Consider the following 14906-nt stretch of genomic DNA (forward strand, 5'->3'; position numbering starts at 1 on the left):
GATCCACGCCATGCGTGGATCCGTCAGGAGCGGGGGCTACAGCACCCGCTCCATTTCCACGGCGTCGATCCCGGCGCCGTGGCCGTCGGCCACCACGCGTACCACCTGGAAGCCGAGGCCGGCATAGAAGCCCTGCGTATGCTGGCTGGTGCTGAGCGTGATGCGCTGGATCGACGGGTCTGCTTCAGCCTGGTACAGGCGGGCCATTGCCAGCGCGCGTCCCAGCCCCTGTCTGTGGCGACCTCGTTCAACCATGCCCCAGCAGAAGCTGGCGCTGCCTTCGCCACAGTTCCAGAGGCCGCCACAGGCCACCACCTGGCCCTCGACTTCGATCACCTGGAATGCGCACTGCACGGCGTGTTCATGGAGGAAGCGTTCGAATTCTCCTCGCTCCTGGGGGGCGAAATAGGTGGGCACGTTGCTGTCGAAGATCGACAGGCAGACGGTGATGTCGCTGCAGTCGTAGGGGCGAGGTGTCATGAAGGAACGTCATCGTGGTGGCGCACTCATTGTGCGCGACGTCCGTGCCATTGATGTCTGAACATGGCGAGCCCGGAAACCGGTTCGGGCGCAGACTGCAGGTCCCCGTCATCAGGAGGTTCCATGTCGAATGCTCATGCCCGTTTCGTAAAGCTCCACCAAGGCGCCGATCTTTACGTGCTGCCCAACGTATGGGATGCCGGTGGCGCCCGCCTGGTCCAGCAGCAGGGGGCGCTCGCGGTGGGAACATCGAGTGCTGCGATGGCGTGGTCCTGCGGTCATGCCGATGGCGGTGCGCTGCCTGATACCGCGCTGCTGCAGCGGGTTTCCGAAATCGTTGGTGTGACCTCGTTGCCGGTCACGGTCGATATCGAGGACGGCTACAGCGATGCCCCCGACGTGGTCGCTGCGAGGGTGCTGCGCCTGGTGGAAGCGGGTGCGGTCGGGATCAACATCGAAGACGGCGCTGGCAGCCCTGAGGTGCTGGTGGCGAAGATCAGCGCCATCCGTTCTGCGCTTGGCGGGCGATCACTGTTCATCAATGCGCGCACCGATGTGTATCTGCGCAGCCTGGCCGAAGGCGATGAGGCGGTCAGGATGAGCATCGATCGGCTGCAGGCCTATGCGCGCGCCGGTGCCGACGGCGGCTTCGTGCCGGGGCTGCGCGCGCTGGACGAGGCTGCGGCGGTTGCCGGTGCCGTGCCGCTGCCTCTCAACCTGATGTGGCTGCCGGGGATGGCGTCGTTTGCTGAGCAGTCGCAGGCAGGCGTGCGGCGGCTGAGCGCAGGGCCCGCGTTGTTCATGCTCGCATGGACGGCGATGGCTGCGGCGACCACGGATTTTCTCGGCGACGCGATGGCGATGCCGGAGGGGGCGCCGGGGTATACGGCCTTGAACCAGCTGTTCAGCGAAAGGTGAGGGCGCTGGGGACGGGGGCAGCGGGAGGCTGGGGCATGGGCGGGTAGTCGACTCGACCGGGCCGAGACATCCACGCATGGCGTGGATCTACTGCCGTATCTGGAGGAACAAGCCCCTCTGTTGAGGGGCTGCCCCGGCAGGGGCGGGGAGAGGCAGGCAAAGGGAGGGGCCCGGACGTTGCGCAGCAACGTCTGGGGCGAAGCGCGCGCAGCGCACTTCGCGTCCCCAGCCAGATAAACCAGAGAGTCCGCTGTCCGGTTCTACTTCTGCAGAACAGTCAAAGCCCTGCCTGAGCGGTTCCATCGGGTATCCACGCATGGCGTGGATCTACTGCGGTATCTGGAGGAACAGGCCCCCCTGTTGAGGGGCTGCCCCGACAGGGGCGGGGAGAGGCAGGCAAAGGGAGGGGCCCGGACGTTGCGCAGCAACGTCTGGGGCGAAGCGCGCGCAGCGCACTTCGCGTCCCCAGCCAGATAAATAAAAAAGGCCACCCGAAGGGCAGCCTTTTTTATTTATCTGGCGGAGAGAGGGGGATTGCTGGGTGCATCCCTGCACCCAGCCCTTCCGCGCTGCGCGCTGCAGGGCCAGCCTTCGGCTGTCCGGTTCTGCTCCTGCAGAACCGTCGAACCCCGGCGGGGCTTCTCTCGCCCGATGCTCTCCACCAGACAAATAAAAAAGCCGCCCAGAGGGCGGCTTCTTCATTTATCTGGCGGAGAGAGGGGGATTCGAACCCCCGAAGCGCGGTTTAGACGCTTACACACTTTCCAGGCGTGCTCCTTCAACCACTCGGACACCTCTCCGGATCCCTGCCATCGGCAAACGCCTCAGCAGGGGCGCAAATTCTAGCGGGCGCAGCGGCAGGACACAAGCACTGGTTTGCAGGGCGAGAGGGCTGGACAGGCGTGGCACAATGGAACATCCGATGGAAGACGGTGGCCTGATGTCCTATCTCGTCCTTGCCCGCAAGTGGCGTCCGAAGCGTTTTGCCGAGCTGGTGGGCCAGGAACACGTGGTCCGTGCGCTCAGCAATGCGCTGGACAGCGGCCGGGTCCACCATGCGTTCCTGTTTACCGGTACCCGCGGCGTGGGCAAGACCACGATCGCGCGCATCTTCGCCAAATCGCTGAACTGCGAGCAGGGCACCAGTGCCGATCCCTGCGGCCAGTGTGCGGCCTGCCTGGACATCGACGCCGGTCGTTACATCGACCTGCTGGAAATCGATGCCGCGTCCAATACCGGCGTGGACGATGTGCGCGAGGTGATCGAGAACGCGCAGTACATGCCCTCGCGTGGCAAGTACAAGGTGTACCTGATCGACGAAGTGCACATGCTGTCCAAAGCCGCGTTCAATGCGCTGCTGAAGACGCTGGAAGAGCCGCCGGAACATGTGAAGTTCCTGCTGGCCACCACCGACCCGCAGAAGCTGCCGGTCACCGTGCTCAGCCGCTGCCTGCAGTTCAACCTCAAGCGCCTGGACGAAGATCAGATCCAGGGGCAGATGACCCGCATCCTCGCCGCCGAGGAGATCGAGTCTGACCCGACCGCCATCGTGCAGCTGGCCAAGGCCGCCGACGGCAGCCTGCGTGATGGCCTGTCGCTGCTCGACCAGGCCATCGCCTACGCCGGCGGTGCGCTGCGCGAGGACGTGGTGCGCACCATGCTGGGTACGGTCGACCGTACCCAGGTGGCGGCCATGCTCGATGCCTTGGCCGAGGGCGATGGCCCGCGTCTGCTGCAGGTGGTGGCGGCGCTTGCCGAGTTCTCGCCGGACTGGAGCGGCGTGCTTGATGCGCTGGCCGAGGGCCTGCACCGCATCCAGGTGCAGCAGCTGGTGCCGGGCGCGTCCGCCGCTGCCGAAGGACTGGATGCCAGCGTATTCGCCGAGCGCCTGCGCCCGGAAGTGGTCCAGCTCTGGTATCAGATGGCCTTGAACGGTCGTCGTGATCTGCCATTGGCGCCCAGCCCGCGCGCCGGCTTTGAAATGGCCGTGCTGCGCATGCTGGCGTTCCGCCCTGCGGCTGCCGTGCCGTCGGTGCCGCGTACCCCGGAATCCTCCGGTGGCAGCGCACCGACCGGTACGGGCCAGACCGGGGGCGGCGTTGCGGGCAGCCACGAAGGAGCTGCTCCGGCCGCTGCTGCTGCTGCGCAGGGAGCCGTCGCCGTCACCCAGGCCGCTGCAGCACCGGTGCCGGCGGAGGCAACCGCACAGACCCCGACCCCGGCGCCACAGCGCGAACCCGATCCTGAGCCCGAGCCGACCCCGGAACCGGATCCGACGCCTGAACCTGAACCGGTTCCGGTCGAGGAACCCGGGTCGCCGCCGCCGATGAAGGTGCAGCTGGCTCCCGAGGCGGCCACGCCCAAGGCGCCCGCCGAGGCAGACGACCTGCCGCCGTGGGCGACCGACGAGGACACCGCCCGTGATGAGGCGCTGGCCGCCGAAATGGCGACGCCCGACGCGGCCATGGTCGCCCCGTGGCACGAGCCGCCAGCGCCGGCGCCGCAGCCGGTTGCAGAGGCTGTCGCGGTGCCGGAGCGTCAGTTCCGTGCGGAGGGCATCCCGATCGCCCCGGCCGTCGCGGCTGTCGCTTCCGACCGCTCCGCGGTGGGCAGCGTCAGCGATCTGGCCTGCGCCGAGGACTGGCTCGACCTGATTGCCAACAGTGGCCTGAGCGGTCCATCGCGACAGCTTGCGGCCAATGCGGCCTTCATCAGTTGCCAGCATGGGGTCTTGAAACTGGGCCTTTCGCCCGGATTTGAATACCTGCGCTCCGAGCGCGCGCTGGCAGCGCTGGGCGAGGTGCTGGAAAAGTCCCTTGGCCACGCGCTGAAGATCGTGGTCGAAACCGTGGAAACCGAGCAGGTCCCGGCCGAGACCCTGCACCAGCGCGCCGACCGCCAGCGTGGCGAGCGGCAGCAGGCTGCCGAGGCCATTTTCATGGACGATCCGGAAGTCCAGCTGCTGATCCAGCAGCACGGCGCCCGGGTTGTTTCCGATTCCATCCGTTCTTTTGACGAGTAAGACGACATGCGCGGCAATATCGCCCAACTGATGCAGCAGGCCCAGAAGATGCAGGAAAACCTGCAGAAGGCCCAGGAAGAAATCGCCAAGATCGAAGTGACCGGCAGCGCCGGTGGCGGCATGGTCAGCGTCACCCTGACCGGTGCCAAGGAGTGCCGCAAGGTGCGCATCGATCCGTCGCTGGCCAGCGATCCAGAAATGCTGGAAGACCTGATCGCCGCCGCCTTCAACGATGCGTCCAACAAGATCGACGCCGAGTCGAAGTCGAAGATGGGTTCGGCCACCGCCGGCATGCAGCTGCCGCCGGGCATGAAGATGCCGTTCTGATGTGCCGCGTGGCATCCGCACCGCCGGGTGCCACGCACTGTGTAGCGTCGAGCGTGCTCGACTGCCCGCAATTTCCAGTCGAGCACGCTCGGCTCTACAGAACACACCGCCGTGTCCGCACCGCTGCTTGAACAACTGATCGATGCACTGCGGGTGTTGCCTGGCGTTGGCCAGAAGACGGCCCAGCGCATGGCCTATCACCTGCTCGAGCGCGAGCGCGAAGGTGGCAAACGCCTTGCCGGGACACTGGCAGAGGCGGTCGAACGCATCGGTCATTGTGCGCAGTGCCGCGACTTCAGCGAAACCGAGCTGTGCCCGACCTGCGCCAATGGCAGCCGCGAGCGCAGCCAGTTGTGCGTGGTGGAATCACCGGCTGACCGTCTGGCGATCGAGAATGCCACCGGCTATCGCGGCGTCTACTTCGTGCTGCAGGGGCGCCTGTCGCCGCTGGATGGCATCGGTCCGCGCGAGCTGGGTCTGGAGCAGCTGGAACAGCGTCTGGCCGAAGCGGAAGTGCAGGAGCTGATCATCGCCACCAGCGCCACTGTCGAAGGCGAAGCCACCGCGCACTACCTCGCGCAGTTGGCGCGTGCCCGCCAGGTGCGGCCGAGTCGACTGGCCCAGGGCCTGCCCCTCGGCGGTGAGCTGGAGTACGTCGATCGCGGCACGCTGTCGCACGCGTTCGGCACCCGCAGCGAAGTGCGCGACTGAGTCGATGCCGGGCATGCCCCGGCGTTACCGGCCTACAATGCGGTGACACCCCGCCGAGGCCGACCATGAGCAGCGAAACCCTCTTCAGCAAGATCATCCGTCGCGAGATCCCGGCCACCATCGTCTATGAAGACGAGGACGTGCTGGCGTTCAAGGACATCGCGCCGCAGGCGCCGGTGCACGTGCTGTTCATTCCGAAGAACGAGGTCATTCCGACCCTGGATGACCTGCAGCCGTCGCAGGCGCACTTGATCGGCAAGCTGGCCCTGGCCGCCGCCGAGTACGCGCGGCAGGAAGGCTTCGCGCAGGACGGCTACCGCATCGTGATGAACTGCCGCGAAGATGCCGGGCAGACCGTGTTCCATATCCACATGCATCTGCTGGCTGGCGCGCCGCTGGGTCATTTCGGCACGCCGGGGCACTGACGCGGTCATCCACGCATGGCGTGGATCTACAGCGCACGCCAACAACAGTAGATCCACGCCATGCGTGGATGAAAAAGGCCGCCCCATGGGCGGCCTTGTGCATCATGCGTACCGGGCCTGGACTACCACCAGCCCCAGCCGCGGTAACCGCCCCAGTACGGGCCATACGGGCCCGGGCCCCACGGTCCGTAGGGGTAGGGCACCACATCGACCTGGCGCTGCTCCGGCCACAGGTAGATCACGTCGGCCGCCAGCTTCGGCAGTCGGTAGTCGTAATCACCAATTCGGGTGTTGGCGTAGCCATCGATCTTGCCGATGAAGGTCACGTCGCGGCCGGCTTCGAACACGGCCGGATCGTAGAAGCCGGCACGGCAGGCAATGAAGCGGCCGTCACTGGCATCGGAGGAGGTCGTGTTCGGGCGGCCGCTACCGTTGAGCGGGCGCGAGATGATCTGGAAACAGGTCTCGCCCTGAGCGGGCTTGGTTTCGATGATCCGGCCACCCCAGCGCACCGGCGTGCCGACCTGCTGGGTGGCAACCGAGTCGCGCGGGGAAACCAGGCTGAACTGTCCCTGCAGCGGCTTGGGAGCCGTGGCGCAGGCCGACAGGGCCAGGGCGGCCACGGCGGTGAGGAGGAACTTGGTATTCATGGGGAGGCTCCGGAAGTCGGGCGATGCCTGCGCAGGTCCCGCAATAATGGGGCGAGCTCGGTACAAGTGCCAGCGTAGCGTGCATCAGCGAAACGCTGGCTGAGTGTGATGAGACCCGGGTCGGGTCGTTGCGCGTTGACCCGACGCGCCCAGTGCAGGGCGGGTTCGTGCGGTTCGCGGCCCAGCCCAAGCCGCGCATAGCGCTGCCCAAGCCGGTGCCAGGCGCGCAGCAGCGGGTCGCGCTCGCGTTCGCCACGGGCCAGCAGCCACGCCATCCACGCCAGCGCCAGCAACGCGGCCATCACGAAGCCGGCCAGCAGCTGTCCCGGCTGCAGATCGTCCAGCCCGAACGGTTGCAGCAGTTGCTGCTGGCGGCGCGCGTCGAAGGACAGGACCAGTTCGTTCCAGCCCCTGCGCATCCAGTCGCGGACCTGGCCCAACTGCAGCCAGCGCTGCTGTAGGCCGGTATCGGCCCCGGCCTGCAGACGATCGTCGAGCGTGTCCAGGATGCGCTCGGGTGCTACTGCCGCTGTCGGGTCGATGCGCACCCAGCCGCGTTGCGGCAGCCACACCTCGGCCCAGGCGTGGGCGTCCATCCGCCGCAGTACCCAGTAGTCGCCGATCCGGTTGCGCGTGCCACCGGCGAACCCGGTGACCACCCGCGCCGGAATGCCGGCATTGCGCATCAGCACCACGAAGGCAGAGCTGAAATGCTGGCAGTAGCCGGCCTTGTAGTCGAACAGGAATGCATCGACGGGATCGCGGCCGGCGGCCGGTGTCTCCAGCGTGTACGAGAAGTCCGCGGTTATCCACGCGAGGGCGCGACGGACCACGGCGGCGTCATCGTTTCCTGCGTCCTGCCGCCACTGTCGGGCCAGGGTTGCCGTGCGGGGGTTGAAGCCTTCCGGCAACTGCAGCGCAGCGCGGCGCTGATACGACGACAAACTGGCATCAAAGCGCAGCGGCGGGGCCGAGTGCAGGCGCCACCGGCTCAACGCGGACAAGGTGCGGTCGCTGCTCAGGCTCAGGGCTGCATCAAGCCGGCTGCCTTCCGGTGCGGCGGTCGGGAGATCCAGCGCGACCAGCTGGCGACGGTCGGTGGGCTCGTAGTCGATCTGGTAATCCCAGCCCTCCGTGCCGTGCTCGACCACTGCAGGCAGCAAACGCTCGGTACGGCGGTCGCGTTTCCAGACATGCCCATCGAACTGCGTCAGTACCGGCCCGCGCCAGTAGCGCTGTGCCGGTTCCGGAACCGCGCCGAAGAACTGCGCCCGCAGGGCCGGGGTGTCATCGGCCATCAGATCCAGCCACTTGTCCGGCTCCATCGTGTCCGACAGGCCGGGTGTGCCGACGGCGCGATCGGGAATGCCCCACAGCGGCGTGGCCAATCGTGGGAACAGCCAGAAGCAGGCCAGCGCCAGCGGCAGGCCGATCAGCAGCAGCCGACCGACGCCGCGAAGCTGCGCGGACAGCGGGGGTGGCGTACTGCGGCCTTCACCCTGTGCCAGTCGCTGCAGCGCAATCAGGGTGCTGATGCCGGCCAGCACGGCGAGCACGGTGGTCAGCGGCCCCTGGTCGAGCAGGAAGGCAGCGAACGGTGAAAACAGGGCAAAGCCGAGCAGGCTGCGTGCATCGCGCAGGGTGCGCAGCTCGCTGGACTTGATCGCCAGCATCGCCGCCAGCAGTGCACAACCGGTATCCCGGCCCGGGCGCACCGCCCCCATCTGCCAGACGATGGCGGCCAGCATGCCCAGCACCAGCAGTACGCGCACCGGCATCGGCAGCATGCCGCGCTGCGACAGTGCTGCAGTGACCAGTGCTGCCACGGCGATCAACGCGGCCAGCGTGGTGGGCAGCTGCAGCAGCAGCGGCAACAGGGCCAGTGCGGCGCTGGCCAGCGTCCACGTGCGGGAGTTGCGGTCCAGCAGCAGGGCATGCTCAGTCATGGGGAAGCAACGCCAGCGCGCGCAGGCACAGATGGTGGTGGCTGGCACCCTGGCCGGGGCCGATCGGTGGGTGCATCGGCAGCAGCAGCGTGTAGCGGCGGCCTTCGCGCTCGGCGCTGTCCACCCAGCGTGCCAGCCGCGCGATGCGGGCCTCCTGGCCCAACGGTGCCAGCGCGCGCCAGTCCAGCACCACTTCGATGCCTATCGGCTTCTCATATTCGCGTACCAGCAGCGTGTCGCGGCGCGCGGAGTGTTTCCAGGCGATGCTGCGCTGTGGATCTCCAGCGCGATACGGGCGCAGCTGATGCAGTTCCTCGCCGTTGGCGTGGGCTCGGGTGTGCAGTGGATCGCTGCCCTGCTGTGGCAACGGCGGCGCCTTCGCTTCGGCCAGCGGGTACACCAGCAGGGGTTCTTCCGGCCACACCCATGACCACGCCCTGACCAGGCCAAGCGGTTGTGTGGTGGACAGGCGGATACGCGGCAGTTCCAGCCAACCACGGCGTTCGCTGGGCACTTCCAGCTCGGCTTCACCGCGGCCGTGTGCGGGCAGGTCGAGCCACGCCTCGCTGTCGCCCAGCTGCAGGTGCAGGCCATGGCGCGCTCGCGGGTCGCGCAGCGACAGGTCCACGCGCAGGCGCAATGGTTGCCCGGCCGGCAGCGGTTCGGCGGAGATCGCGTCGATCTGCACACCCGACAGCTGCAGGTGCGCGGCGATGGCGCTGGCGATCGCTGCCGCGGCCAGCAGCAGCGCCAGCAACAGCGCAGGGTTGTTGTTGTAGTTCAGCGCGCCCAGCAGCATCGCGACCAGCAGGCAGGCCACAAACAGGCCGAAGCGGGTCGGCAGCACGTAGATGCGCCGTCGGTCCAGCCGTTGCGGCAACGACTCCGGCGTGCGTGGGCGTGCCAGCTGCAACAGTCGCCGGGCATGCGATGCCATCTTCAATCGACCGCGACGGTCTGCAGGATCGCGCGAGCCAGCGCCGGCCCCGAGCTCGACTCGGCTTCACCCACAAGGCGATGGCCAGCCACCGCTACGAACAGCGTCTGCACGTCTTCGGGCACCACGTGGCCACGGCCGAGCAGCAGCGCATGTGCCTTGGCCGCGCGCAGCAGAGCCAGGCCGGCGCGTGGCGACAATCCCACGCGCACGCCGGCGTGCTGGCGGCTGCGGGTCAGCAGTGCCTGCACGTAGTCCACCAGCGCGTCGCTGACATGCACCTGGCCGACCGCCTCGCGCAGTGCGCGTACCTGGGTGTCGTCCAGCTGGGGCAGCGCGCGGGCGATCAGGTCGCGACGATCGCTGCCACGCAGCAGCTCACGTTCCGCCTGCGCGCTGGGGTAGCCCATCGCCAGCCTCAGCAGGAAACGGTCCAGTTGCGAATCGGGCAGCGGGAACGTGCCTGACAGATCCACCGGGTTCTGCGTGGCGATCACGAAGAATGGATCGGGCAGGGCATGGGTTTGGCCGTCGAGGGTGACCTGCTGCTCGGCCATCGCTTCCAGCAGGGCGCTCTGCGTGCGCGGCGGCGCCCGGTTGATCTCGTCGGCCAGCAGTACATGGGTGAAGACCGGCCCGGGATGGAACTGGAACTGGCGGCTGCCGGCGTCGTAGACCGATACGCCGAGTACGTCGGCCGGCAGCAGGTCGGAGGTGAACTGCACGCGCTGGAAGCTCAGCCCCAGGCTGCTGGCCAGGGCATGGGCCAATGTGGTCTTGCCGAGACCGGGCAGGTCTTCGATCAGCAGATGGCCGCCAGAGAGCAGGGCCACAAAGGCCAGTCGAACCTCCTGCACCTTGCCCAGCACCAGTGCATTGACCTGGTCCTGCGCGTTGCGCAGGGACTGACGCAGTTGATCGGTTAGCATGCTGGGCATGGGGGACGAAGCTGTCATGGTCGTCTCAAGTTCGGTAACCGGTCGATTCTATCCATAGAGCAATGCAGGGCGAACAACGCGCACGTACGATTTTTCTCTGGTTATGGACGCTCGTCACAGCGGCCAAGCTGGTCGTGGCCGCACGCCTGCCGTTGTTCGTCGATGAGGCGTTCTACTGGCAGGAAGGCCAGCATCTGGCTGCGGCCTATTCGGATCTGCCAGGGCTGACGGCCTGGTTGACCCGGTTGGGTGTGGAGCTTGGCGGCCAGCACGTGCTTGCGCTGCGCCTGCCATTCCTGGCCATCGGTGCACTGCTGCCGCTGCTGGTATCGCGCATTGCGGCGCGCTGGTTCGGCAACGTTGCAGGTTGGCAGGCCGGCAGCTTGACGCTGTTGATGCCGTTGTCGGCCACGCTGGGTCTGCTGGCCGTACCCGATGTGCCGATGGCACTGGCGGCAGTGCTGTGCCTGGATGCCGGCGCACGCCTGCTGCGCAACGTAGATGCATCCTCGGCGGTGAAGCTGGCGCTGGGCCTGCTGATCGGCGCGCTCAGCCACTATCGCTTCATCGGTGTGATCGGCGTGGGCTTCGTTGCCCTGCTGGCGCTGCCGCAGGGCCGGCGCATGCTGGCCGATCCGCGCGTCTGGGTGGCCCTGGCCGTCGGCGTACTGGCATGGCTGCCGCTGCTGGCCTGGAATGCCGACAATCACGATGCCGGTCTGAAGTTCCAGGTGGTCGAGCGTCATCCGTGGGCGTTCGAGTGGCGCGGACTGTGGTTCCTGGTGATCCAGCCGATGCTGGTGACGCCCATCCTGTGCATCGCGATGTGGAAGGTGGCGCTGGCGGGTACCCGCAGTGGTGGCGGTGCGCGCGTGCAGTGGCGTTATTTCGGTCTGGTCGGCGGTGTGTCGACATTGGGCATCTTCGCACTGGGCTTCTTCACCGACGTCGAGCGCATCAGCTTCCATTGGCCGCTGCCGGGCTACCTGGCCCTGCTGGTGGCGGTGCCGGTGATCCTCAACGGCTGGCCGCGCTGGTTGCGGCGTACCGGCTGGTGGCTGGCCGGGCTGGGCATGGTGCTGGCCTTCGGCTATTACCTGATGGCGTCCTCGTCATCGCTGCGCGAGCAGTTGGCCGGCGACAAGTACTACCCGCGCAACTTCGCCGGCTGGCAGCCGCTGGCTGCTGCGGTCCGCGAAGAACTGCAGCAGATGCCTGAAGGCAGCCGCGTACTGGCCGGCAACTTCAAGGTGGGCGCCGAACTGGGCTTCCAGCTGGGCCGCGGTGACATCGAAGTGCTGCCGCATCCGCTCAACGACAAACACGGCCGTACCGCGCAGCTGGCGCAATGGAACCAGGTGCATGAAGGCGAGCGCGACGTGCCGATGCTGCTGGTGCTGTCGCCCAGCGATCAGCGTTTCCGCGATCTGCTCACCCGCTATCACGCCCTCTGCGAACAGGTCGGGCCGCTGCCGCCGCCGCGCGTGGTCAGCAACGATCATGGATTCCAGCGCTTCCTGCTGTTCCGCCTGCCGGTGCAGCGCGCGCAGGGCCCATGTGTAGCCCCCGCACTGGCCTGGCTGGACACCCCTTCCAACGGCGACGTGGTGAGCGGCACGCTGGCGATCAAGGGCTGGGCGTTCAAGGAAGGTGTCGGCCTGTCGCGGGTTGAAGTGCTGGTGGATGGTCGTTCGATCGGCGACGCCAGCTACGGGCGGGTGTTCGATATCCGACATGCCTGGCCAGACAGCACCGACCCGCAACATCCGGCTGTCGGTTTCGATGCAACGCTCGATACGGGTACGTTGTCACCGGGAAAACACTGGCTGGGCCTGCGCCTGCATGGTCGCGATGGCAGCGTGGAGCAGTGGCAGGAACAGCCGTTCGTCGTGGAAAAGCGCTGAGGCATCGTGCCTCGTGTCACGGGCCGGGATCAGGGCACCACGAATCCGGCCCTGCGCAGCAATCCGCACAGTGCGATCAGCGGCAGCCCGATCAGGGCCGTGGGGTCGCGATTGTCGATGGCCTCGAACAGGCTGATGCCCAGGCCTTCGCACTTGAAGCTGCCAGCGCAGTCCAGCGGTTGTTCGATGGCCACGTAGCGGGCGATCTCCGGCGCCTGCAGCGCGCGGAAGCGCACCTGGGTCAGATCCATTGCCGTGAAGGATTCTCCGCCACGGGTGAGACTGATGGCAGTGTGGAAGCGCACCGTCTGCCCGGACATGGCCGCCAGCTGCGCGCACGCCGCCTCGACCGTACCCGGCTTGCCCAGCGGCTGACCGTTCAGGTCCGCCACCTGGTCCGAGCCGATCACCCAGCTGCCGGGATGGCGGGCGGCCACGTCGGCCGCCTTGGCGCTGGCCAGGCGTGCCGCCAGCGCCAGCGGGGCCTCGTTGGCGTGCGGGGTCTCATCCACCTCCGGGCGTGCGCAGTCGAAGGGCAACCCCAACCGTTCCAGCAGGTCGCGGCGGTAGCGGGAGGTGGAGGCCAGGACCAGGGCAGGCATGCGGGAATTCCGGGGGCGGGGCGCGGCAGTCTGGCCCGGCACAGCCAGCCACAGCAAGCCTTTCATGGCAGTCATTTGACACGCGACCTGCCGATCCTTAATATTCGGCGGCTTATGTCCGCGAACGTACCCGAAACGCTGGATGCCTGGCGGATGGTCGTAGCGCGAAGGCGCTTCGATGGTCAGGTCTCCCTGGCTGAATTGACTCGCCTGCAGGGGCTTGTCGCAGATACCGAAGGCGAGTGTAATTACTCGCTCGAATTCGGTCGCGACGAGATCTTGCGGGTATCCTATGTGGAACTCAGCATCGATACCGCGTTGCCGCTGACCTGTCAGCGCAGCATGCAGCGTTTCCTGCTGCCGGTGAAGATGACCCAGAGGCTTGGCCTGATCCGCGACGAAGACGAGGAATCGTCCTTGCCGGAGGAATACGAGCCGTTGCTGGTGCCGGAAGATGGCCAGCTGCGTCCGTTGGACCTGGTCGAGGACGAACTGGTGCTGGCGGTGCCGGTGGTACCCCTGTCGCCGTACGGTGAGGCAGTCGACAAGGACTGGGCACCGACCGAAGAAGAAATTGAAAAGGCCAACCCGTTTGCGGCGTTGGCGGCATTGAAGAAACAATAGCAGCCGGTTGTCGTCGGCGGCTGCGGCGAAAGCGAAAAGTGTGCTGGACGCTGGCGTCCTGTGCGACGAAACGACGAAGCAAAACGAACCGAGTTTGGAGCAATCCCATGGCTGTCCAGAAATCCCGTGTTACCCCGTCCCGTCGTGGCCAGCGTCGTTCGCATGACGCCCTGAGCGCCAAGCAGCTGTCGACCGACCCGACCACCGGCGAAGTGCATCTGCGTCACCACATCACTGCTGACGGTTTCTACCGCGGCAAGAAGGTCATCCAGACCAAGTCTTCGGCTGTCCAGGAAGACTGATGTGCCGGAAGGTCGCTGCCCGCTGGGCAGCGGCCTTCGCCTTCTTTCCCGGGCACGCCGGTGAACGGCGGCTCGTGCAACAGGAAACATGATGAGCAAGCGGATCTACTCGAGGATCGCGGGCACCGGTAGCTATTTGCCGGAAAAAGTCCTGACCAACGCCGACCTGGAAAAAATGGTCGAGACCTCGGACGAGTGGATCCAGACGCGCACCGGTATCCGTGAACGGCACATCGCTGCCGAAGGCGAAACCACCAGCGATCTCGGCTACCAGGCCGCGCTGCGTGCGATCGAAGCGGCCGGTATCGACGCGTCGCAGCTCGACATGATCGTGGTCGGCACGACCACCCCTGATCTGATCTTTCCCTCCACCGCGTGCCTGATCCAGGCCAAGCTCGGTGTGAGCGGCTGCCCCGCTTTCGACGTCAACGCGGCCTGTTCGGGCTTCGTGTTCGCGCTCAGCGTGGCCGACAAATTCATCCGTTCCGGTGATGCCCGCCATGTGCTGGTGATCGGCGCGGAAACCCTGACCCGTATCGTTGACTGGGAAGACCGCACCACCTGCGTGCTGTTCGGTGATGGCGCGGGCGCCGTCGTGCTCAAGGCCGACGAAGAAACCGGCATCCTCAGCACCCACCTGCATTCGGATGGCAGCAAGAAAGAGCTGCTGTGGAATCCGGTCGGCGTCTCGGTCGGTTTCGGTGAAGGCAACAACGGTGGCGGCACCATCAACATGAAGGGCAACGACGTGTTCAAGTACGCCGTCAAGGCGCTGGACTCGGTCGTGGACGAAACCCTGGATGCCAACGGCCTGACCAAGTCCGACCTGGACTGGCTGATCCCGCACCAGGCCAACCTGCGCATCATCGAAGCCACCGCCAAGCGGCTGGACATGTCGATGGACCAGGTCGTGGTGACCGTCGACAAGCATGGCAATACATCGTCCGCCTCGGTGCCGCTGGCGCTGGATGCGGCCGTTCGTTCCGGCAGGGTCGAGCGCGGCCAGCTGCTGCTGCTGGAAGCGTTCGGTGGTGGCTTCACGTGGGGTTCGGCACTGCTGCGCTATTGATAGTGCGAGTTACGACAACGTGAAACCGTCGTTACGGCCCCTCTGGGGCCG

15 protein-coding genes and 1 tRNA gene are annotated in these 14906 nt (G+C 66.6%); 9 read left to right on the forward strand and 7 right to left on the reverse strand.

Going from position 1 to position 14906, the window contains the following annotated elements:
* Positions 1-36: 36 nt before the first annotated feature.
* Positions 37-480, reverse strand: a complete 444-nt coding sequence (locus H3005_RS17010) for a GNAT family N-acetyltransferase (protein ID WP_191078632.1) — start codon at positions 478-480, stop codon at positions 37-39.
* A 123-nt stretch (positions 481-603) separates the two neighbouring features.
* On the opposite strand from H3005_RS17010, the gene H3005_RS17015 reads away from it, so the two are divergent.
* Positions 604-1398 (forward strand): isocitrate lyase/phosphoenolpyruvate mutase family protein, encoded by a 795-nt coding sequence (locus H3005_RS17015; protein WP_223880302.1) that lies wholly within the window; start codon positions 604-606, stop codon positions 1396-1398.
* A gap of 707 nt (positions 1399-2105) precedes the next feature.
* On the opposite strand, the gene H3005_RS17020 is transcribed toward H3005_RS17015, so the two are convergent.
* Positions 2106-2198 (reverse strand) — tRNA-Ser (locus tag H3005_RS17020).
* A 140-nt stretch (positions 2199-2338) separates the two neighbouring features.
* On the opposite strand from H3005_RS17020, the gene dnaX reads away from it, so the two are divergent.
* From dnaX to H3005_RS17040, 4 genes are all read left to right on the forward strand, one after another.
* On the forward strand, positions 2339-4420 hold the full coding sequence (gene dnaX, locus H3005_RS17025) for a DNA polymerase III subunit gamma/tau (protein WP_165780961.1): 2082 nt from the start codon (positions 2339-2341) through the stop codon (positions 4418-4420).
* 6 nt (positions 4421-4426) lie between these two features.
* Positions 4427-4747, forward strand: coding sequence for a YbaB/EbfC family nucleoid-associated protein (locus H3005_RS17030; protein WP_025879376.1), 321 nt, complete (start codon positions 4427-4429; stop codon positions 4745-4747).
* 111 nt (positions 4748-4858) lie between these two features.
* Positions 4859-5458: a recombination mediator RecR gene (gene recR, locus H3005_RS17035; RefSeq protein ID WP_089239142.1), complete on the forward strand. Its 600-nt coding sequence runs from the start codon at positions 4859-4861 to the stop codon at positions 5456-5458.
* Between the two features lie 65 nt (positions 5459-5523).
* Positions 5524-5883: a histidine triad nucleotide-binding protein gene (locus H3005_RS17040; protein WP_100551690.1), complete on the forward strand. Its 360-nt coding sequence runs from the start codon at positions 5524-5526 to the stop codon at positions 5881-5883.
* 122 nt (positions 5884-6005) lie between these two features.
* On the opposite strand, the gene H3005_RS17045 is transcribed toward H3005_RS17040, so the two are convergent.
* The 4 genes from H3005_RS17045 to H3005_RS17060 are packed head-to-tail and all read right to left on the reverse strand — an operon-like array spanning position 6006 to position 10372.
* Positions 6006-6533, reverse strand: coding sequence for a Slp family lipoprotein (locus H3005_RS17045; RefSeq protein ID WP_100551691.1), 528 nt, complete (start codon positions 6531-6533; stop codon positions 6006-6008).
* A complete protein-coding gene (locus tag H3005_RS17050) occupies positions 6530-8479 on the reverse strand; it encodes a DUF3488 and transglutaminase-like domain-containing protein (protein WP_191078634.1) in 1950 nt (649 codons plus the stop codon). The genes H3005_RS17045 and H3005_RS17050 overlap by 4 nt, the downstream gene beginning before the upstream one ends.
* Positions 8472-9416 carry a DUF58 domain-containing protein gene (locus tag H3005_RS17055; protein WP_191078635.1) on the reverse strand — a complete coding sequence of 315 codons (945 nt, stop codon included), beginning with the start codon at positions 9414-9416 and terminating at the stop codon, positions 8472-8474. Before H3005_RS17055 ends, H3005_RS17050 begins: the two co-directional genes overlap by 8 nt.
* Positions 9417-9418: 2 nt before the next feature.
* Positions 9419-10372, reverse strand: coding sequence for a MoxR family ATPase (locus H3005_RS17060; protein WP_100551694.1), 954 nt, complete (start codon positions 10370-10372; stop codon positions 9419-9421).
* Between the two features lie 44 nt (positions 10373-10416).
* Between H3005_RS17060 and H3005_RS17065 the strand changes: the two genes are divergently transcribed.
* The gene (locus H3005_RS17065) at positions 10417-12258 is read left to right on the forward strand and encodes a glycosyltransferase family 39 protein (protein WP_191078636.1); all 1842 of its coding nucleotides are present in this window, start codon (positions 10417-10419) and stop codon (positions 12256-12258) included.
* 29 nt (positions 12259-12287) lie between these two features.
* Here the strand turns inward: H3005_RS17065 and H3005_RS17070 are convergent, their stop codons facing one another.
* Complete coding sequence (locus H3005_RS17070) at positions 12288-12860, reverse strand: Maf family nucleotide pyrophosphatase (RefSeq protein ID WP_100554054.1); 573 nt, start codon at positions 12858-12860, stop codon at positions 12288-12290.
* Between the two features lie 114 nt (positions 12861-12974).
* Between H3005_RS17070 and H3005_RS17075 the strand changes: the two genes are divergently transcribed.
* The 3 genes from H3005_RS17075 (at position 12975) to H3005_RS17085 (ending at position 14855) form a co-directional block, all read left to right on the forward strand.
* Complete coding sequence (locus tag H3005_RS17075; RefSeq protein ID WP_088101178.1) at positions 12975-13484, forward strand: YceD family protein; 510 nt, start codon at positions 12975-12977, stop codon at positions 13482-13484.
* A 107-nt stretch (positions 13485-13591) separates the two neighbouring features.
* Positions 13592-13786 carry a 50S ribosomal protein L32 gene (gene rpmF / locus H3005_RS17080; RefSeq protein WP_025879386.1) on the forward strand — a complete coding sequence of 65 codons (195 nt, stop codon included), beginning with the start codon at positions 13592-13594 and terminating at the stop codon, positions 13784-13786.
* 91 nt (positions 13787-13877) lie between these two features.
* Entirely contained in the window at positions 13878-14855 is a 978-nt protein-coding gene (locus H3005_RS17085) for a beta-ketoacyl-ACP synthase III (RefSeq protein ID WP_100463418.1), read from the forward strand.
* Positions 14856-14906: the final 51 nt, after the last annotated feature.

Source organism: Stenotrophomonas sp. Br8 (genome assembly GCF_014763005.1).
GTDB lineage: Bacteria > Pseudomonadota > Gammaproteobacteria > Xanthomonadales > Xanthomonadaceae > Stenotrophomonas > Stenotrophomonas lactitubi.